The sequence below is a fragment of the Rhizobium sp. BK196 genome, assembly GCF_014193255.1.
In the GTDB taxonomy this organism is placed as follows: domain Bacteria; phylum Pseudomonadota; class Alphaproteobacteria; order Rhizobiales; family Rhizobiaceae; genus Rhizobium.
In genome coordinates this window covers 898,300-915,910 of the sequence record NZ_JACHZB010000002.1, presented here as the reverse complement: position 1 = coordinate 915,910, position 17,611 = coordinate 898,300, and the positions used below count along the sequence as shown (strand labels likewise).

Sequence of the window (17,611 nt, the reverse complement as noted above, 5' to 3'; positions counted from 1 at the left end):
CCCCCTGCTGTTTATCCTTTATTTGCGTCAACGTTCCCACTCAATACGATCAATGTCAATCAAGATTCTGATCGTTTGTGATCTTTTTGCGGACCGCGACGGGGATTTAAAAGACAAACAAAAGCACGCCCTCCCGAGGGATGGCGTGCTTCTTGACGACTAGCATTCTGGTGGTCGCGGCTCTGACGGCCTCAGTGGTATTTCGGCAGCAGATCGCCGTGTGCTTCGATCAGGTCGTCAACCAGGCCCCAGATCTCATCCGGCGACAGTTCTGCCGATGTATGCGGATCAAGCAGCGCGGCCTGATAGATGCGATCGCGCTTGCCTGTCAGCGCCGCTTCCACGGTCAGTTCCTGAACCGAGACACTGAGCTTCATGACCGCGGCAAGCTGCGAGGGAATTCTGCCGATGCGGGTCGGCTGGATACCGTTCCGGTCCACATGGCAGGGCACTTCCACGATACATTCGGGCGGCAGGTTCTCGATCAGGCCATTGTTGGGAACGTTGCCGTAGATCAGTGCGGGGTTACCTGTGACGGCAGCGTTGATGATGCCTGCGGCATATTCATTGCTGCGGCAGACCTCGATCGGCTTGTCGCCTTCGAGATCGCGGCGCAGGGCATGCCATTCGGAAATCTGCCGCTCACAGCGGCTTATATATTCGTCGAGCGGGATGTTGAGCTTGTCGATGAGCTCGGGACGGCGGTCCTTGATGTACCAGGACGTATATTCGGAGAAATGCTCGCTGGATTCCGTGACGAAATGGCCGAGCCGCTTCAGCACATCGAAACGCACCCGGTCGTCGTCCGGCACGCGTCCCTCGCCGGTGAGGGCCTTCAGGCGGGGATAGAGATCTTCGCGCCGGCCATCGGCATGCAGCTTCTCGTATTTCAGGAAGAAGGCGACGTGGTTGATGCCAGCCGAGATGTAATTGATGTCTGCAATGTCTTCGCGAAGGCAGGCGGCGAGATGAGCGGCGGTATGTTGCACGCTATGGCAAAGGCCGACCGTACGGATACTGGGTGCCAGCTCCTTGATCGCCCAGCAATTGATTGCCATCGGGTTCACATATTGCATCAGCAGCGCGTCGGGGCAGACCTCTTCCATGTCGCGGCAGATCGCCTCCAGCACAGGAATGGTGCGAAGTCCGCGGAAGATCCCGCCGATGCCGAGCGTATCGGCAATGGTCTGCCGCAGCCCGTATCGCTTCGGTACGTCGAAATCCGTGACAGTCGCAGGCTTGTAGCCGCCGACCTGCATCATCAGGATGACGAAATCCGATCCGCGCAGTGCCTCGCGACGATCGAGGGTTGCCTCGACTTTGACTTTCGTCAGGTCGAGCGCCTCGCAGATGCGTCGCGCCACGATCTCCGACGTCTTCAGCCGCTCCGGGTCGATATCAAAGAGGCTGATCACATAATCACTGCCCGAGGGTGTGGAGAGCACATCCCCCAGAATGTTCTGCGCAAAAACGGTGCTGCCCGCACCCACGAGGCAAATCTTCGGCATTTCGATCTCCGCAATTAAAACCGTCATACTGGTGCCTCTTCCAAATCAGAATTTCTTCCTGTTATTGGAGGGAGTATTCCCGGATCGAAGCGCAGGAAGGACATGACGGACGATCATTTCAGCAGGAGCGGCGAGTGGGCGGGATCGCCGCGGAGTTTCCTGATCGAGCGCCACACGGCCGATGCCATGAGTGCAGCGCATTGGCACGACCATGTCGAGATCAACCTGCTTCTCGATGGCGCCATGACCTATCTCTTCAATGGCCGGCAGGAGCGGGTCGAGGCCGGGCGTCTTGTCCTCTTCTGGGCGGCCATTCCCCATCAAACAATCCTGGTGACGCCGGAGGCGCCGCTCATCTGCGTCTACCTTCCGCTCGTCGATTTTCTCGCGCTCTCCATCGACAAGAAGGCGAGACAGGCGATCATGCAGGGTGCCTTCGTCGTCGAGCCCCGCCGCCGCGAGACGACGCCGGCCACGGTCTCTGCCTGGGTCGAGGAGTGGGACAGGGGCGATCCCGTCCGGCGTCAGCTGATCGCCGACGAGGCCAAGCTCAGGGTGCGCAGGCTCATCCTTGATCACGCCGATGATCGAGGCTCGTCCGCTACAGCCGCTGCGACCCCGGTAAGTCCCGCCATCCGCCACTCAGAGGTACTGACCGACCTGATCAACCGGCATTTTTCCGAACCGCTCAACCTGGTGGATCTTGGAAGACGTGCCAATGTGCATCCAACCACGGCCAACCGGGCGTTTCGAGATGTGCTTGGCATTTCCGTGATGGAATATCTGACACGATATCGCCTCGCGCGAGCGATGCAGCGACTGGCCGAGACGGAGGACTCGATCCTGGAGATTGCCCTCGACTGCGGCTTCGGCTCCAGCAGCCGGTTTTACGACATCTTCAAACAGCGAACCGGCACGACACCGCGACAGTTCCGTCTGTCGCTCGGTAAGCCGTAGCGTGGATCCTGATCGGAGCGCGGTCGAGGAATGGCAAATCCGGGCACGATCTGCTTCCTCCTATCAATTGAGCAGCCTGGTCTGAGTGCATGCGTCCGATTGACGCACAACTTTCCCGATGATAGTTTGAGGTTAATTGGTCAGGCCAGTTGACCAGTTGTGCGCTTGAGGAGAAGCGCGCCGGGAGGCCACAATGTTTTCGGCAGTTGAATCACGCCGCCTCTACAGGCAGGTGGCAGACCAGATTCGTCTGATGATCATCCGAGGCGAACTCGCTGTCGGCCACAGGCTGCCGGCTGAGCGCGACCTTGCGGAGCGGCTTTCGGTTTCGCGCCCCACGCTTCGCGAAGCGCTCATCGTGCTGGAAGTCGAGGGTTACATCAATATCCGCATGGGCTCCGGCATCTATGTCACACGCAAATCTGCGGCCGAAGCGATCAGTAACTACCGTGAACCGGTAGAAGGGCCCTTCGAACTGCTGCAAGCCCGCGCGATCATCGAGTGCGCGATCTCAGAGGAAGCTGCAAGGAACGCTGGTCCACAGGACATTGCCCTTCTCGACAAGGCGCTGAACGCGATGAGCGGCGTGGTTGAGGACGCGCGCGCCGTTCTTGTCGCCGACCGCGCCTTTCATACCGGCATTGCGGCAATCGTCGGCAACGCGACCTTGCTCCGTGTCACCGGCGAATTGTTTGACATGCGCATGACGCCGTATTTCGAAAAGCTTGCCAGCCATTTCGAAGGACCGGTGTCATGGCGCACCGCGCTGGAAGAACACCGGGTTATCCGCGACGCGATCGCCGCTGGTGATACGGCAGGAGCGAAGGCCGCCATGCGCACGCATCTGACGAATTCGCAGAAGAGATTTTCCGAAAGCTTCGGGGAGGAGTTTTCGGGCGAGGAGGGGCGCGGCCATCCGGCCGGGCCAAACAAGGGAAACGCAGGCATTTAACGAAATCTCAGGAGGAGAGAGCGATGAAGCTGAAACTGACGACGATACTCTGCACCGCCGCCGCAATCATGGCGACGACGGCAATCGCCCATGCTCAGACCGCGCTGAAATGGGCGCATGTCTACGAGACCTCGGAACCGTTCCATACGGATTCCGTCTGGGCCGCCGAAGAGATCAACAAGCGCACCAACGGCCGCTACAAGATCGAGGTCTATCCGGCTTCGCAGCTCGGCAAGGAAGCCGATATCAATCAGGGCCTGAAACTCGGGACGGTCGACATCATCATCTCCGGTTCGAGCTTTGCTGCCCGCGACTACAAGCCGATCGGCGTGACCTACTTCCCTTATATTTTCCGCAATCCTGAACACCTGATCGCCTACACGAAGAGCGACGTCTTCAAGCGCCTCGCCAAGGGCTATGAGGACAAGACCGGCAACCATATCGCCGCCGTCAGCTATTACGGGACGCGCCACACAACGTCCAACAAGCCGATTGCCAAATGCGCCGATATGCAAGGCCTGAAGATCCGGGTGCCTGATGTTCCTGCCTATCTAGCCATGCCGCGGGCCTGCGGCGCCAACACCACGCCGATCGCCTTTGCGGAAGTCTATCTGGCGCTCCAGAACGGCACGGTCGAAGCTCAGGAAAACCCGCTGACGACGATCGAGGCCAAGAAGTTCTACGAAGTCCAGAAGAACATCAGCCTGACCGGTCACATCGTCGATCACCTGAATACGGTGATCTCGAAGACGCTCTGGGCCAGCCTTTCCGATGAAGACAAGAAGATCTTCGGCGACGTCATGCAGGAAGCCGCTGAGCGCACGACCAAAACCATTGAGGGCAAGGAAAATGGCCTGATCGCCACCTTCAAGGAGAAGGGCCTGAGCGTCACTGAAGTCGACAAGGCCGATTTCGAAAAGGCGGTGATGGAAAAGGTCAAGTTCGAGGACTTCGGCTACGATAAAGCAGATTGGGAAGCGATCCGCGCCATCCAATAAAAGCCCAAGGGCGCGCGGGAACGCTGCGCGTCCTTCTTCCGCAACCGGAACAAGGCCGATCATGTCGCAAGAAACGCATACTCCAATCACTGCCGAGGAAATCGGCCACGAGTTCGAAGGGCATGCGCCCACCGCCAATGTCTCGGATTACGCCATCGAGGACTGGATAACGCTGATCGTCTTCTGGTTGATGGCCGGTTGCGTCTTCCTGCAGTTCTTCACCCGCTATGTTCTAAACAATAGCTATGCCTGGACCGAAGAGATCGCCGTCAACTGCCTGATCGGCGTCGTTTTTCTTGGCGCCGTCATGTGCGTGCGCACATCGCGCCACATCCAGGTGGACGTCTTCTACCATTACATGCCGGCAGGCCTTGCGCGCCTTCTCGCGACCTTCGTCGATATCGTCCGCATCGGCTTCTTTGCCTATGGTTGCTATCTGATGTGGCGTTATGTTCAGATCGTTGCCGACGAGCAGATGGTCACCGTCGATCTGCCACGCAACATCGTGTTCTACAGCGTGCTTGCGGCCTTCGTGCTGATGCTGATCCGCGCGGTGATCGTCTTCATCGCCAATATGCGCCGCGGCTATTCCGTTCTGGAGCGCCCCGAAGAATTCCACGCCGTCGAAGGATGACCTGATGCTGCTCTTGCTTGGTTCATTTCTGCTGCTGATGCTGATCGGCGTGCCCGTCGCAATCTCGATGGCCGTCGCATCGGTTCTCTACATTGTCCTCTATGGCATTGCCCCTGACATCATCGTCGCCCAGCGCATGATCGCGGGTGTCGAAAGCTTCCCGCTACTCGCTGTTCCTTTCTTCATCCTTGCCGGCAATCTGATGAATTCTGCCGGAGTGACCGGCCGCATCTATTCCTTCGCCGTCGCGCTCGTCGGCTGGATGAAAGGTGGTCTCGCGCAGGTCAACATCATTGGCTCCGTCATCTTCTCCGGCATGTCGGGTACGGCGCTTGCCGATGCAGCCGGCATCGGCACGATCGAGATCAAGGCGATGAAGGATCACGGCTACCCGGTCGAGGCTGCGGTTGGGGTGACGGCGGCATCCGCGACGCTTGGCCCGATCTTCCCGCCGTCCTTGCCCTTCGTGATCTACGGCATGATGGCGAATGTCTCGATCGGCGCTCTTTTCATGGCTGGCATTTTGCCCGGCATCGTCATGACGTTGCTGATGATGATCACAGTCGCCGCCTTTGCTTATGTGAAGCGCTGGGGTTCCGATGCGCCGTTCGACGTCAAACAGTTACTTTCGGCCGGAATGGAGATTATCGTCGTCCTACTCGTACCGTTGACGATTTACCTGATGACGCGATCCGGCGTATCGATGAACGCTGCGGCGGGTATTGCCCTTGCCGTGCTTCTGGTGCTCGATTGGTATTTCCGTTTTTCCGCCGTCATGGCGCTGATGACGCCGGTCATCCTGATCGGCGGCATGACCATGGGCTGGTTCACGCCGACGGAGGCGGCCGTCGCCGCTGTCCTCTGGTCCCTATTCCTCGGCCTTGTGCGCTACCGAACGATGACGCTTTCGACGCTCGCCAAGGCAAGCTTCGACACGATCGAGACGACGGCTTCGGTTCTCTTCATCGTCACTGCCGCCTCGGTCTTCGCATGGCTGCTGACCGTCAGTCAGGCCGCGCAGCTTCTGTCCGATGCGATCCTATCCATCACTGACAATAAGTGGATTTTCCTGATCCTGGTGAATCTGCTGATGCTCTTCGTCGGCTGCTTTCTCGATACAATCGCGGCCATCACCATCCTCGTGCCGATCCTTCTGCCGATCGTTGCGAAGTTCGGCATCGATCCGGTGCAGTTCGGCCTCATCATGACCCTGAATCTGATGATTGGCCTGCTTCACCCTCCGCTCGGCATGGTGCTTTTTGTACTGTCGCGGGTGGCGAAACTATCCGTGGAGCGCACGACGATGGCGATCCTGCCCTGGCTGGCGCCGCTCTTCATCGCCCTGATCCTGATCACCTTCGTTCCGTCCGTATCGCTTTGGCTGCCACAGCAGCTCGGGCTCCTGAAGTAGGAGGTTGCGATGCAGACCCGGCTGGCAAGGCTTTATGCGAAGGGGGATCTCAGGATCGAGACTGCTCCGGTTACAGCTCCCGCTCCGGGCGAGGTGCTTTTGAAGATGGCGGCCGCAGGGATCTGCGGCTCCGACCTGCATTATTACCAGGACGGCGGCTTCGGACCGGTTCGGGTCCGCGAGCCGATGATACCAGGTCACGAGGCCGCCGGAACGGTCGAACTGGCAGGCGAGGGGGTGAGCTTGGAGCCAGGCACGCTGGTGGCGGTCAATCCAAGCCAGCCGTGCGGTGCTTGCGAATATTGCAGCATCGGAATGCCGATCCACTGCCTGAAAATGCGCTTCATGGGCAGCGCAATGCGCCTGCCGCATGAGCAGGGCATGTTCCGGGAATGGCTGGTGGTGCCGGCCAGACAATGCGTCGAAGTCGGAACCTCGACAACGCCTGCTGAAGCGGCCTGCAGCGAGCCCCTCTCCGTTTGCCTGCACGCCGCATCGCGTGCGCCGGGCATTGCCGGCAAAAAGGTCCTGGTGACAGGCGCCGGACCGATCGGTTCCCTGATGGTTGCCGTTGTCAGTCATTATGAAGCCAGCGAAATCGTCGTCACTGATCTTGCCGATGCGGCGCTCGCGCGGGCGAAAGCCATGGGCGCCAATCGCACGATCAATGTGGTGCAGGATGCAGCCTCACTTGCCGAATTCCAGGCGGGAAAAGGCTATTTCGATCTTGTCTTCGAATGTTCTGCTGCCGCCCCGGCCATTCATAGCGCCATTGCGGCGATCAGGCCTCGCGGCACCATCGTTCAGGTCGGCGTTACCGGGGATGTGCCTCTTCCCCTCAACGCCATCGTCGGCAAGGAGTTGCATATCCACGGAACACAGCGGTTTCACGAGGAATTCGCGACGGCCGTCGACCTGATTTCACGTCGGAGGATCGATGTGCGGCCGATCATCAGCCACAGCCTGCCGCTCGACGATGCCGTTTCAGCCTTTATCATTGCCGGCGATCGTTCGCTGGCTTGCAAGGTACAGCTCACCTTCTAGTCGGTCAGACGATTGTCTCGCCGCCATCGACGACGAGGATCTGGCCCGTCATATAGGAGGAGCGGTCCGATACCAGGAACAGGATCGGTTCGGCGATTTCCGAAACATCAGCCCAGCGGCCGAGCGGCACCTTTTCAGCGATATAGCTTTCAATCTTGCCGCGCCCACCCATCTGCGCGATGAACGGCTCATTGAACGGCGTGTCGACCCATCCGGGGCAGAGCGCATTCACGCGAATGCCGAATTTTGCATAGTCACCGGCCATCTGCCGGGTCATGGCGATGACAGCATGTTTGGTCGTCGTATAGGCGATCATCTCGCGGTCGTAGAGCACACCTGATGATGAGGATGTGTTCAGGATCACGCCTTTGCCGGCTTTCTTCATGATCGGCATGACGAAACGCGCCGCCATAAAATGTGCCCGCACGTTCAGGCTCCAGGACTTGTCGAAGCCTTCGATCGCAACCTGTTCCAGATCACCCGCCACCTGTGCGCCCGCGTGATTGTGCAGAATGTCGATCCGGCCGTGGCGTGCGGCAACAGCGACAATGCCGGCTTCAAGCCCGCTGTCGTCGGTCACATCGACCACCAGGCTTTCGGCGCTACCGCCTGCCTCGGCGATCAGGCTCACGGTCTCTTCGGCATTCGTGAAGTTGATATCCGCAACGACGACATGGGCGCCCTCGCGCGCCATGATCTGCGCGCCGGCGCGACCGATGCCCGAGCCTGCGCCCGTGACGATTGCAACGCGATCTTTCAGTATCATGGCATTTCCCCGGTCAGTTTGTCGTTGTCTTTTCACGCATCAGGAAACGCGCGATGAGAATGAGGGCAAGCGAGGCGACGAGCACCATAGTCGCGATCGCATTGATTTCAGGCGTCACGCCGCGGCGAATGGAGGCGAAGACATAGATCGGCAGCGTCGTATTCGAGCCGGCCACGAAGAAGGCGATGATGAAATCATCAAACGAGAAGGTGAAAGCCAGCAAGAAGCCCGCCAGGATCGACGGCATGATCTGCGGCAGCACGATCTGCCGGAATGTTGTGAATGGCGTCGCGTAGAGATCGCTGGAGGCCTCGACGATATCACGTCCGAGGCTCGCGATGCGGGCTTTCACGATCATCGTCACCAGTGCCATGGTGAAGAGACCGTGCGCGGCAATGATCGAGCCGTAACCGAGCGCGAGCTTCGGCGGCTGGTCGCCCGGCCAAAGGGCGGCGATGACGGGGTTGATGAAGCCGAAGACCTCGACGAGGGCAACGAGTGTTGCAATGCCAATGACAACACCGGGCACGACGATCGCCGCTGCAAAGAGCCCGTCGAAGACGGCGCGCGTCCGGGCGCCTAGCCGCTCCATGCCGATGGCAGCCATGGTTCCGAAGATCGCTGCCAGCGCGGCACTGGTGACCGCGATGATCAGGCTGTTGCGCAACGCTTCCATCAGGAACGTATTCGACAGCGCCCGGCCATACCATTGCGTCGAGAAGCCAGTGAACTCGCTGGCATTGCGGCCCGCGTTGAAGGAGAACAGCACGACGAGCGCGATCGGCGTGTAGAGAAACAGATAGACGAAAGTGACGAGCGCGCGCATCAGATGAGATCCACCTGCCGGGTACCGGCAATGCGCCAGGCAATGCGCATGGCGACAAGCAGCACGATGACAACGACGGCAACCAGTGTGACGGCAATCGCCGATCCGAAAGGCCAGTTGCGCGACTGCAGGAAGAGATCGACAAGTGCATTGCCGATGAAGAAGACTTTGCCGCCGCCGAGAAGCTGCGGGATCAGATATTCACCGAGGAGCAGGATGGTTACCAGCGCAACGCCGGTCATCACGCCCGGCAGCGACAGGGGCAGGGTGATGCCAAAAAAAGTGGAGAATGGTCTGGCGCCAAGGTCGGCCGAGGCTTCGAGCAGCCGGCGATCCAGCTTTTCCAGGCTGACATAGATCGGCATGATCATCAGCGGCAGGTAACCGTAGACGATGCCGAGCAGCACGGCGCCGGGCGTATTGATCAGCCTGACATTTTCGATGCCGACAAATTCGAGCAGGTGCGGAATGCCGCGCGCGCCGAGAAGGTACATCCAGGCATAGGTGCGCACCAGCAGACTGGTCCAGAAGGGCACGACGACAAGAGAGACCAGAAGGAGCCGGCGCTGCGGGCTTGCCTTGACTGCGAGGTAATAGGCGACCGGATAGGCGACGATGAGGCAGGCAGCCGCCCCAATCGGCGCCAGGATGAGCGTATTGACGAAGGCGGCCGAGCGCGCGCCGAGATTGGCGAACTGTTCGAAGGTGAAAGCCGCCTGATAGCCGCCTTCCGGCGCCCGTTCGCCGAAGGCGAAGACGATGATGGCGATGAAGGGCAGCACCAAAAAGACGAACAGCCAGACACTGGCCGGGCCAACGAGGGCCGCGGTGATCAGGCGCCGTTTGGTGGCGTGGGGCAGGGGCATGGCTTGGTCTTCATCCACCGGATCACGAAGCTGAACCGGCTTCCACGCTGCGGGCTAGGGAAACCGGGATGCAGGATAGACTTACGCCGACTTGAAGCGCGCCATCAGTTCCGCGCGACCCGGATCGGTGAGTGTCACGGCGGCGCCGAATTCCAGTGGCGTGAGCGCTGCTTCGTCCGGATAGACGATCTTGTTCGATGTGACCTCCTTGGGCAGCAGCGCGATGACGCGGCTGTCGGTGGTCGGCGCGCCGTTGGCGATGTGCTCCTTTACCGCATTCTGCGGGTCCATCAGATAGTTGAGCAGTGCGTAACCCGCGGCCTTGTTGGGCGCATCCTTCGGAATCGCATAATAGTCGGTCCAGATTTCACCGCCGTCGGTGCCGAGGATATAGGCAAGTTCCGGCATGTCGCGGTTGAGCTGCGCCCCGTCATTGGTCCAGCACATGGTGAGCCATGCATCAGTCGAACGCATCGACGGCTGGTAGTCGGAGTTGATGGCGAAGAGATGCGGCTTGACCTTGATCAGCAGTTCTTCTGCCTTGGCAAGTTCGTCGGCCTTGATCGAATTGAAGTCGTAGCCGAGCGAGACAAGCGCGCTGCCGATTGTCGTCAGCTGATAGTCATGCACCATGGCGCGGCCATCGGCTTCGGTCTGGGCGATCTCGAAGAAGTCCTTCCAGCTGGAAAGCTTGGTCTTGATCTTGGACGTGTTGACAGAGAACCCGGTCGTGCCCCAGTTCTTCGGCACGGCATAGGTCTTGCCGTCGATCTGGCCTTCCTTGGTGAAGCGCGGGCTTTCGGTTGCCTGGCTGAAATTCGGGATCTTCGACAGGTCGAGCTCGTCGATCAGGCCGAGTTTGTGATGTGTCGAAATCGTATAGTTGGTCGGCACGAAGAGCGACCAGCCGGAAGCGCCGGCCTGTAGCTTTGCGAGCATTTCCTCGTTCGAACTGAAGACGTTGACCTCGACGGCAACGCCGGTTGCTGCCTTGAAATTCTCGAAGGTTGCCGGGTCGTGATAGTTCGGCCATGTGGCGATCGACATCTGCGTGCCCAGATCTTCGGCCGCATAGGCAGGCGTCGACAGTGCGCCCGGGAAGCGCGACAGTACGGCGGTCGCAAGACCGAGGCCGGTGACCCCGAGGAAGTGACGGCGGCTGACGGAACCGCGCTTCAGGCGCATGAATTCGTCCATGAACCCTTCGGCGGAAATGGGCAGATTGTCCTTATAATCCTTGCTCATGATGCTGTTCCCTTGTTTTGGTTTATGCATTCGATGCTGGAAAGACATGGATGGCGGCAGGGTCGAAACCGAGGAAAACTTCCTCGCCTGGCTCCACGAGATCACTCTCGTTCATGCTGCGGCGGTCCACCGTGATCAGGAAATCGCCGAGCCCGGGTACGTTGACGGCATATTCCGCGGACGAGCCGAGGAAGATGCGATGCGTCACGGTTCCCTTGAACGACGTGCCTGATGGCGCAGCTTTGCGCGTCAGATGGATTGCCTCGGGGCGCAAAGCAGCGATGACTTCGCCCGACGCGAGCTGCTTGCCGGAGGCGATTGCTGAGCCATCCGCCAGCCTGAGCGTCGTACCATCGGCTTCCATTGCCGCAGCGATACGGTTCGTCTTGCCAACAAAATCGGCGACGAAAAGATCTGCAGGGCGGTCGTAAACTTCCTGCGGGCTGCCGAGCTGACGGATGCGCCCGGCACTCATGACGCAGACGACGTCGGCCATCGAAAGCGCCTCTTCCTGGTCGTGGGTGACGAGGACGAAAGTGATGCCGAGTTCGCGCTGCAGGGTCTGCAGCTCGATCTGCATGGCCGACCGCAGCTTCTTGTCGAGTGCCGCCAGAGGTTCGTCGAGCAGCAATACCGAAGGGCGGTTGACGATGGCGCGGGCAAGCGCCACACGTTGTTGTTGCCCACCCGACATTTCATGGATGCGCCGCTTGGCAAAACCGCCGAGCCGGACCATTTCGAGCGCCTCGGCGACGCGCCGGTCGATCTCCTTTGCCGCGATCTTCGGTCGCATCTGCTTAAGCCCATAGGCGACGTTCTGCTCGACGTTGAAGTGCGGGAACAGCGCGTAGTGCTGGAAGACCATGTTGACCGGGCGGCAATAGGCCGGAACTCCGTTCATCTCGCGCCCGTCGATCAGCACGGTGCCTTCGCTCGGCTGTTCGAAGCCGCCGATCATGCGCAGGCAGGTCGTCTTGCCGCAGCCGGAAGGTCCGAGCAGCGCCAGGAACGCTCCCTCCGGTACAGTCAGGTTGATGTCCGTCACGGCGGTCACGGCGCCATAGTTTTTCGTGACCGAACGGAACTCGATATCGTTCGTCGAAGCGGATGCCACGTCTGTTCCCTGCGGTTGGTTCGGAGTGGCAGTCTGTCGCTGCCTTATTGCCACCGTCGTTAAGGAAAGAGTAAGCCTGAGCTTCCTGCGCGGTATATACCCCGAGAGAGGTATTTAGGCGCATAACGTTTCGTGGAAGGTGTATATCCGGTCTGCGCGAATTTGCGTGGAACGGCAGAGGGAAAGGGCTAGATGAGCATAGACCTGGAAACGCTGTTTGCCGCCTTCAATGCAACGGTCGGCAAGGCCGCCATGACCGATGTCACTTTCGGCGACACCTTCCGCCAGATGATGGCCGCGCTCGTGCGCTTCGACTATGTCGTCGTCTTCGCCTATCGCGGCAAAGAGCGGCCGATCGATCTCTACAGCACCTTCGACCGCGAGGAGCACGTTGTTTTCGTCACACTCTATCAGGCCGGTCCTTATCTGCTCGACCCCTTCTATCATACCGCTCGAGAACGTCGTGAAGGAGTCTTCAGGATGCGCGAACTGGCGCCGGACAGGTTCTTCTCCAGCGAATATTACCGCACCTATTACGTCCAGACCGGACTTGCCGAGGAAATCGGCTTCTTCGTGCCCGTCGATGGCGATATTACTGTCGTGTTGTCGCTGATGCGGCGCGAAAGGACCGGCGTTTTTCCGACCGCCGAATTCGCGACGCTGAAAAAGGTCGAGCCGCTCGTGGCCAGTATGGTGAAACATTACTGGGCTGGGCTCGCGCCGCGCTTCGTTGCCCAGCTTGCCGCAAGGGGTAAAAGCCGCCGTAAAAGCGAGGTCATGCCACGCGCTGACACCGTCTGGCACGATCTCAACCTTACGGGTCGGGAAACGGCAATCGTCGAACTGGTGTTACAGGGCCATTCGTCGGAATCGATCGGTCTCAAGCTCAATATTTCGACGGGAACGGTGAAGGTCCACCGCCGCAACGTCTACCGCAAGCTCGGCATCTCCTCGCAGACGCAATTGCTCTCGCTCTATCTGAAAAATCTGAGCTGACGATTGGGGTGCGTACCCGGACAGTCGTCAGGCGCTTACCTCTGCCTCACGCAGCGAAATCAGCCGTCGTGCCGTCTCATCCCAGAGGATGAGCTTCACGCAGCCGAGGCTGTCACGCATATTGATGCGCCCAAGCTTCGCCAGCTCCGGATAGTCACGCAGCACTTCCGGCAGCCTGTAAAACGGCACTCGGCTCGACAGATGGTGGACATGGTGCATGCCGATATTGGCGGTGATCCATCGCAGCGGGCGCGGCAGATCGTAATGCGAGGCACCATGCATGGCGGAATGGGGAAACGTCCATTCCGGAGGCGTGGACCAGTGGGTGTCTTCGAATTGGTGCTGGACATAGAACAGCCAGACACCCGCCGCTCCTGCAAGCAGAACGATCGGCAGATGGATCAGCAGAAAGGGAACGATGCCGACGGCCCAGATGAGAAGAATGGCAAGCGCAGCGATGCCGGCGTTGGTCGCCATCGTTGAAACCCAGGGCAGCGCCCCGGAGCGCATCATACCGAACGGCAGTCTCTGTTTGAAGAGAAAAAGATAGGCAGGACCAATGCCGAACATGACCAGCGGATGCCGATAGAGGCGGTAGGCCAGTTTTCCCCGACGCGTCAGGGCACGATATTCCGCGACCGTCAGCGTGGCGATATCACCGACACCTCTCTCGTCCAGATTGCCGGCTGAGGCATGGTGTTCCGCATGCGCACGGCGCCAATAGTCGTAGGGGGTGAGTGTGAGGACGCCGATAAGGCGCCCCGTCCAGTCATCCCACTGACGTCGTCCGAAGAACGAGCCGTGTCCGCAATCATGTTGTAGCATGAAGAGCCGTAGCAGGAATCCGGCTGCCGGGACGACGAGGATTAAGCCGAGCCAATAGCCGAAGTGGATCGTGACCCATGCTGCCGCCCAAAGAAGGATAAACGGGATCAACGTCACGGCCAGTTCGTACAGGCTTCGGCCAGTATTGGGTTTTCGGTAATTCGAAAGAATCTTGAGCCAGGCTTTTTCGGCACCGGCGTCTTGGCCGGCCGTCATCGTTGCGTTCATAGTCGGTCGGCGTCTTTCTGTTGGGCAGCGCTGCGGAAGAAATGTTCGGCATGCTGGTAGTCATTTTCTGCGCCGATCCGGTCGCCGGCCAAAGATTTCAGCTCGGCAAACTGAAGGTATTGCTTGTGTCGATCCAGCAGGCGCTGCCTCGATGGTGTAGCACTTCTTTTGGGGTGGGCGAAATGGTGATTATTCATGATAAATCCGAACCACGAGGGTTCGCTCCTGATTGTCTGAAAATGATTGCTTGAGTGCTCTGCGCAGCTTGCAACTGATGCGCTGTCTTAGGAGACTGCGGCAAGCTGCGTTAGCGATCAGCGAGGCGGCGTTTCCGCTGGCAGATGGGGTTGTTCTGATCTGGTCTGTATGAGATCCACGCGCAGAAGCTATACTCCATTGCGGCTGCTACAAATCGCTGGTGGGAAGGTGGCAAGCGCGCGTCGGCAATCGGGCAACGGAGCCTGCATCATCGAGCATACAATATCCTCGGATGTTTACGACATTACTGTAGCATTGTGGCTGCATCACGTCCGCGAAGCCTCCAAGCTATCCAGATCGAAAGAATTCTGTCGCTTCCCGCACCTGCTGTTGAGCTCGCTACCAACGCAGGGTATCAGGACGAGCGACAAAGTCCCGGTTCCGAGAGACGCATCTGACAATGACCCCTTCATACCTGGTTACGCATTCTGGCGGCTTCCACGCCGATGAGCTGCTTTCGAGCGTCATCCTGACTCGACTGTTCCCTGAGGCCAAGATCATTCGCAGCCGAAATGTCGAATGGACCACACCGGCCACCGATCGCATCATCTACGACGTCGGTGGGCGGTATGATCCCGCCGCAGGCATCTTCGACCACCATCAGCGTGGTGCGCCCGTGCGTGAGGACGGGCGGCCCTACAGTTCCTTCGGTCTGGTCTGGAAACACTATGGAACTGATTATCTTGCAGCTCTGGGAGTGCCCGAAGCGCATGTTTCGTCGGTGCATGCCTCTTTCGACGCCAAGTTCGTCTTGCCTGTCGATCTGACCGACAATGGTGTGCTTGATCCTTCCATCGCAGGCGAGCTGGCCGGCCTTACGCTGCCGGCCTTGCTGGAAACTCTGAAACCCGTTTTCGATGTCAAGATTCCCGAGGCCGACGACCGGGCGTTCCATGCCGCCCTTTCGATCGCGCGAAGCTTCGTCGAGGCCGGTATCGCGACGCAGGATGCCAAGCTGCGTGCCGAAGCGCTCGTTCTCAAGGCGATCGACGAAACAGGCGAGGGGCGCGTCCTCGAACTGCCGATGGGCATGCCTTTTCGCGCGGCGATCGTAAGAGCCAAGGCCGATCATCTGCTTTTCGTCGTTCACCCGCGGGAAAACGATTGGTGCGTGACCGGTATCCGCCGTGCTGACGAAGGCTTCGAGCTGCGCGCCGACCTGCCCGCATCTTGGGCGGGCCTGACCGGCGATGAACTCGAACGTATCTGCGGCGTCGAAGGAGCGACTTTCTGCCATAAGGGTCTGTTCGTCGCGGCAGCAAAAACTCGAGAAGCAGCATTTGCGATGGCACAAATCGCCGTAGAACAGGCGCTATCGTAGGACGTCACGCATCAACGACGCCCCTTTGGGCTTGTGAGGATCCAATGGTGTGCGATGAAGCGATTTGTCTGGCGGCTTGCGTACAGCTTCGCTTGCGATCATCGTTTTCGGCGTGATGACGGTTCAGGTTATGCAGCGTCCTCGTCTACTGCCGCAGCGGAGCTTTCCGCGTTACGCCTATTTGCCAGGCCGGATGCCTCATCCTGTGCGGGATCCGGCAGGACATAGTTATCGGGTCGAGATGGAGCCAGTTCTTCCCACACTCGATTCCGACGAATTCGCGTGGGGCGCGGATCTTTTCAACCATGGTTATTACTGGGAAGCGCATGAGGCCTGGGAAGGGATCTGGCACGTCGCGGAAAGAGGCACTGCGCTGCGCACCTTGCTCAAGGGGTTGATCCTGCTTTCCGCCGCCGGCGTGAAGACCCGCGAAGGCAAACGCGCACCGGCTCTGCGTCATGCCGGTCGTGCTGCCGGACTGTTTCGTCAGCTATCGAAAATCCCGCATGACGCCTTTTCGCAGGCGCTCGGAATGTCACTGACGACGCTTGCCGATAAAGCGGAAGCATCGGCAAGGGCCGCGCCAGTGTTGCGGATGACCACGCCGGGACAGCCGGAGCCAGTCTATGATTTCATTCTTGGAGATCCACTAAGCTTTGCGCCATAAAGGGTTTATTGGCAGCTCTGGCTGAGACAACATATGGGCGATCGCTATGAGCCTGGTTTTCCGATGATGATGGCATTCCTCAACCTGATGATAGTCAGACGCGTGATTGCAAAAGGTCTCCTGCTTCTCGCATTCTCCAGTTCGTGCTGCGGGCCATCGTTGGCTGCAGATGGGAAAGCAGATGTGTCAAAACTGCCGGAGGACGTGCGCGCTTTTATGGAGCGGCGCAATGGATGCGATCATTACCGCGGCGAAGATTCCTCCGACGCGGAGCGCAGGACGCAAATTGATAGGGAACTGCAGCGACTCTGCATCGGAACCGATGCAGAACTTGCCCGACTGAAGCGCGTCTATGCTGGAAATAAGGCCGTTCAGCATACGCTTGACGACTATGAAGTGGACATTGAAACGGGAGACTAGCTCGCCGATCGGCGAGAGCCGACCGACAGCGTCCATCATCAGCCTCTCATCAAACTTCCATCACGTCTTCAAACGCTTCCGGGAAACTCTGACGTGCCACTTTCTCGTTGATGATCAGCATTGCCGCATAGGACATCGGGTCGAAATCCTTGTCGACAGCCACCACTTCTCGTCCAAAGAGCAGGTTGAGCCGAGCCGCGTCCAGATTGCCGCGCTCGAAGGGTTCCGCCCCGAAATAATGCCAAAGCGCATGCAGGAAAGCTGCGTCGACTCGGTGTTCAGCGGTGCCTGGCCGGGCGCGACGAGGCAGAGCCTTAATCGGCGTCACACCCTTTGGGTTGGCGCGGCGAATGGTGAATTGAATGCCGCTCCCCGGCATACCCGATGGAAAGCCGCGGTGTTTCGTCATATCGGGAAGATTGGCCACAGCTGACTCCTTCGCAATGGATTTGTCCAATGTCGGGTTCGTCGATCGCAATACCCGCAGCCACACGAATAACGACGTAGGCGTTGCTTTACGAGCACGGCAAGGCTCTATCCATGGAATATTCCTGTCCACATGGCCTCGGGCCTGA

The 17,611-nt window shown here is 59.2% G+C and carries 19 protein-coding genes; 10 read left to right on the top strand and 9 right to left on the bottom strand.

Features of this window, described 5'->3' with window-relative positions; genetic code table 11:
* Positions 1 to 191: 191 nt before the first annotated feature.
* Positions 192 to 1,508: an alpha-glucosidase/alpha-galactosidase gene (locus tag FHT78_RS10795; protein WP_113146033.1), complete on the bottom strand. Its 1,317-nt coding sequence runs from the start codon at positions 1,506 to 1,508 to the stop codon at positions 192 to 194.
* A 102-nt stretch (positions 1,509 to 1,610) separates the two neighbouring features.
* Here FHT78_RS10795 and FHT78_RS10790 point away from each other — a divergent pair, with 102 nt between their 5' ends.
* The 6 genes from FHT78_RS10790 (at position 1,611) to FHT78_RS10765 (ending at position 7,504) form a co-directional block, all read left to right on the top strand.
* Positions 1,611 to 2,465 carry a helix-turn-helix domain-containing protein gene (locus FHT78_RS10790; protein WP_183743293.1) on the top strand — a complete coding sequence of 285 codons (855 nt, stop codon included), beginning with the start codon at positions 1,611 to 1,613 and terminating at the stop codon, positions 2,463 to 2,465.
* A 193-nt stretch (positions 2,466 to 2,658) separates the two neighbouring features.
* Positions 2,659 to 3,417, top strand: a complete 759-nt coding sequence (locus FHT78_RS10785) for a FadR/GntR family transcriptional regulator (protein ID WP_183743291.1) — start codon at positions 2,659 to 2,661, stop codon at positions 3,415 to 3,417.
* 23 nt (positions 3,418 to 3,440) lie between these two features.
* Entirely contained in the window at positions 3,441 to 4,415 is a 975-nt protein-coding gene (locus FHT78_RS10780) for a sialic acid TRAP transporter substrate-binding protein SiaP (protein WP_183743289.1), read from the top strand.
* A gap of 61 nt (positions 4,416 to 4,476) precedes the next feature.
* Positions 4,477 to 5,049, top strand: coding sequence for a TRAP transporter small permease (locus FHT78_RS10775; RefSeq protein ID WP_183743287.1), 573 nt, complete (start codon positions 4,477 to 4,479; stop codon positions 5,047 to 5,049).
* Positions 5,050 to 5,053: 4 nt separating this feature from the next.
* Positions 5,054 to 6,460, top strand: a complete 1,407-nt coding sequence (locus FHT78_RS10770; RefSeq protein WP_183743285.1) for a TRAP transporter large permease — start codon at positions 5,054 to 5,056, stop codon at positions 6,458 to 6,460.
* Between the two features lie 9 nt (positions 6,461 to 6,469).
* A complete protein-coding gene (locus FHT78_RS10765; protein ID WP_183743283.1) occupies positions 6,470 to 7,504 on the top strand; it encodes an L-idonate 5-dehydrogenase in 1,035 nt (344 codons plus the stop codon).
* A gap of 4 nt (positions 7,505 to 7,508) precedes the next feature.
* Here the strand turns inward: FHT78_RS10765 and FHT78_RS10760 are convergent, their stop codons facing one another.
* The 5 genes from FHT78_RS10760 to FHT78_RS10740 all read right to left on the bottom strand — a co-directional run bounded on the left by FHT78_RS10760 (position 7,509) and on the right by FHT78_RS10740 (position 12,321).
* Entirely contained in the window at positions 7,509 to 8,270 is a 762-nt protein-coding gene (locus FHT78_RS10760) for an SDR family oxidoreductase (protein ID WP_183743281.1), read from the bottom strand.
* A gap of 13 nt (positions 8,271 to 8,283) precedes the next feature.
* Positions 8,284 to 9,096, bottom strand: coding sequence for an ABC transporter permease (locus FHT78_RS10755; RefSeq protein WP_183743279.1), 813 nt, complete (start codon positions 9,094 to 9,096; stop codon positions 8,284 to 8,286).
* Positions 9,096 to 9,962, bottom strand: a complete 867-nt coding sequence (locus FHT78_RS10750; RefSeq protein WP_183743278.1) for an ABC transporter permease — start codon at positions 9,960 to 9,962, stop codon at positions 9,096 to 9,098. The genes FHT78_RS10755 and FHT78_RS10750 overlap by 1 nt, the downstream gene beginning before the upstream one ends.
* A gap of 81 nt (positions 9,963 to 10,043) precedes the next feature.
* Positions 10,044 to 11,207: a spermidine/putrescine ABC transporter substrate-binding protein gene (locus FHT78_RS10745; RefSeq protein ID WP_183743276.1), complete on the bottom strand. Its 1,164-nt coding sequence runs from the start codon at positions 11,205 to 11,207 to the stop codon at positions 10,044 to 10,046.
* 22 nt (positions 11,208 to 11,229) lie between these two features.
* A complete protein-coding gene (locus FHT78_RS10740; protein ID WP_183743274.1) occupies positions 11,230 to 12,321 on the bottom strand; it encodes an ABC transporter ATP-binding protein in 1,092 nt (363 codons plus the stop codon).
* A 192-nt stretch (positions 12,322 to 12,513) separates the two neighbouring features.
* Here FHT78_RS10740 and FHT78_RS10735 point away from each other — a divergent pair, with 192 nt between their 5' ends.
* Positions 12,514 to 13,317, top strand: coding sequence for a helix-turn-helix transcriptional regulator (locus FHT78_RS10735; protein WP_183743272.1), 804 nt, complete (start codon positions 12,514 to 12,516; stop codon positions 13,315 to 13,317).
* Between the two features lie 27 nt (positions 13,318 to 13,344).
* Here the strand turns inward: FHT78_RS10735 and FHT78_RS10730 are convergent, their stop codons facing one another.
* Together FHT78_RS10730 and FHT78_RS10725 are read right to left on the bottom strand one after the other, a co-directional pair.
* Entirely contained in the window at positions 13,345 to 14,370 is a 1,026-nt protein-coding gene (locus FHT78_RS10730; protein ID WP_183743270.1) for a fatty acid desaturase, read from the bottom strand.
* On the bottom strand, positions 14,367 to 14,567 hold the full coding sequence (locus FHT78_RS10725) for a DUF4167 domain-containing protein (RefSeq protein ID WP_183743268.1): 201 nt from the start codon (positions 14,565 to 14,567) through the stop codon (positions 14,367 to 14,369). The genes FHT78_RS10730 and FHT78_RS10725 overlap by 4 nt, the downstream gene beginning before the upstream one ends.
* 461 nt (positions 14,568 to 15,028) lie before the next feature.
* On the opposite strand from FHT78_RS10725, the gene FHT78_RS10720 reads away from it, so the two are divergent.
* The 3 genes from FHT78_RS10720 to FHT78_RS10710 all read left to right on the top strand — a co-directional run bounded on the left by FHT78_RS10720 (position 15,029) and on the right by FHT78_RS10710 (position 17,036).
* Positions 15,029 to 15,949 carry an MYG1 family protein gene (locus FHT78_RS10720; protein ID WP_183743266.1) on the top strand — a complete coding sequence of 307 codons (921 nt, stop codon included), beginning with the start codon at positions 15,029 to 15,031 and terminating at the stop codon, positions 15,947 to 15,949.
* 241 nt (positions 15,950 to 16,190) lie between these two features.
* Positions 16,191 to 16,616, top strand: coding sequence for a DUF309 domain-containing protein (locus tag FHT78_RS10715; protein ID WP_246715229.1), 426 nt, complete (start codon positions 16,191 to 16,193; stop codon positions 16,614 to 16,616).
* Between the two features lie 33 nt (positions 16,617 to 16,649).
* Positions 16,650 to 17,036, top strand: a complete 387-nt coding sequence (locus tag FHT78_RS10710; RefSeq protein WP_183743264.1) for a hypothetical protein — start codon at positions 16,650 to 16,652, stop codon at positions 17,034 to 17,036.
* 49 nt (positions 17,037 to 17,085) lie between these two features.
* Here the strand turns inward: FHT78_RS10710 and FHT78_RS10705 are convergent, their stop codons facing one another.
* Complete coding sequence (locus tag FHT78_RS10705) at positions 17,086 to 17,463, bottom strand: hypothetical protein (protein WP_183743262.1); 378 nt, start codon at positions 17,461 to 17,463, stop codon at positions 17,086 to 17,088.
* Between the last annotated feature and the right edge of the window lie 148 nt (positions 17,464 to 17,611).

What these genes read in the sequence shown, in the direction of transcription:
- FHT78_RS10790 (WP_183743293.1), top strand. Translation starts at nt 1,611, where the DNA reads ATGACGGACGATCATTTCAGCAGGAGCGGCGAGTGGGCGGGATCGCCG.
- FHT78_RS10770 (WP_183743285.1), top strand. Translation starts at nt 5,054, where the DNA reads ATGCTGCTCTTGCTTGGTTCATTTCTGCTGCTGATGCTGATCGGCGTG.
- FHT78_RS10720 (WP_183743266.1), top strand. Translation starts at nt 15,029, where the DNA reads ATGACCCCTTCATACCTGGTTACGCATTCTGGCGGCTTCCACGCCGAT.
- FHT78_RS10735 (WP_183743272.1), top strand. Translation starts at nt 12,514, where the DNA reads ATGAGCATAGACCTGGAAACGCTGTTTGCCGCCTTCAATGCAACGGTC.
- FHT78_RS10775 (WP_183743287.1), top strand. Translation starts at nt 4,477, where the DNA reads ATGTCGCAAGAAACGCATACTCCAATCACTGCCGAGGAAATCGGCCAC.
- FHT78_RS10760 (WP_183743281.1), bottom strand. Translation starts at nt 8,270, where the DNA reads ATGATACTGAAAGATCGCGTTGCAATCGTCACGGGCGCAGGCTCGGGC.
- FHT78_RS10730 (WP_183743270.1), bottom strand. Translation starts at nt 14,370, where the DNA reads ATGAACGCAACGATGACGGCCGGCCAAGACGCCGGTGCCGAAAAAGCC.
- FHT78_RS10785 (WP_183743291.1), top strand. Translation starts at nt 2,659, where the DNA reads ATGTTTTCGGCAGTTGAATCACGCCGCCTCTACAGGCAGGTGGCAGAC.
- FHT78_RS10755 (WP_183743279.1), bottom strand. Translation starts at nt 9,096, where the DNA reads ATGCGCGCGCTCGTCACTTTCGTCTATCTGTTTCTCTACACGCCGATC.
- FHT78_RS10725 (WP_183743268.1), bottom strand. Translation starts at nt 14,567, where the DNA reads ATGAATAATCACCATTTCGCCCACCCCAAAAGAAGTGCTACACCATCG.
- FHT78_RS10715 (WP_246715229.1), top strand. Translation starts at nt 16,191, where the DNA reads ATGGAGCCAGTTCTTCCCACACTCGATTCCGACGAATTCGCGTGGGGC.
- FHT78_RS10745 (WP_183743276.1), bottom strand. Translation starts at nt 11,207, where the DNA reads ATGAGCAAGGATTATAAGGACAATCTGCCCATTTCCGCCGAAGGGTTC.
- FHT78_RS10795 (WP_113146033.1), bottom strand. Translation starts at nt 1,508, where the DNA reads ATGCCGAAGATTTGCCTCGTGGGTGCGGGCAGCACCGTTTTTGCGCAG.
- FHT78_RS10710 (WP_183743264.1), top strand. Translation starts at nt 16,650, where the DNA reads ATGGGCGATCGCTATGAGCCTGGTTTTCCGATGATGATGGCATTCCTC.
- FHT78_RS10780 (WP_183743289.1), top strand. Translation starts at nt 3,441, where the DNA reads ATGAAGCTGAAACTGACGACGATACTCTGCACCGCCGCCGCAATCATG.
- FHT78_RS10765 (WP_183743283.1), top strand. Translation starts at nt 6,470, where the DNA reads ATGCAGACCCGGCTGGCAAGGCTTTATGCGAAGGGGGATCTCAGGATC.
- FHT78_RS10750 (WP_183743278.1), bottom strand. Translation starts at nt 9,962, where the DNA reads ATGCCCCTGCCCCACGCCACCAAACGGCGCCTGATCACCGCGGCCCTC.